General features: G+C 69.6%; 1 protein-coding gene. It reads right to left on the bottom strand.

Features of this window, described 5'->3' with window-relative positions; all coding sequences use genetic code 11:
• Nucleotides 1-40: 40 nt before the first annotated feature.
• A partial coding sequence (locus AB8Z36_RS42200) for a lytic transglycosylase domain-containing protein (protein ID WP_369218584.1) occupies nt 41-329 on the bottom strand: 289 nt, incomplete at its 5' end.

Below are 329 nucleotides of genomic sequence, written 5' to 3'. Positions count from 1 at the left end.
GGGGGGGGCCCACCTCTCTTGGGGGCTCCGGTGTGGCGGCTCAGTACCAGCCGTTCGCCTGCCAGTGGGCCCACGCGCCGGTCGGGCTGCCGTAGCGGTCGTTCATGTACTTGAGGCCCCATTCGATCTGGGTCTCGGGGTTGGTCTTCCAGTCGGCGCCCGCCGAGGCCATCTTCGAGCCGGGGAGGGCCTGGACGAGGCCGTACGCGCCGGAGGAGGAGTTCGTCGCGCTGGGGTTCCAGCCGCTCTCGTGCGAGACGATCTTGTCGAACGCGGCGAACTGCGCCGGGTCCTTGATCTTCTGCTTGGCGATCGCCTTGGCGGACGCC

The organism is Streptomyces flavofungini, from assembly GCF_041028215.1.
In the GTDB taxonomy this organism is placed as follows: Bacteria; Actinomycetota; Actinomycetes; order Streptomycetales; family Streptomycetaceae; genus Streptomyces; species Streptomyces flavofungini_B.
This window is presented reverse-complemented; position numbering and strand designations above follow the sequence as displayed.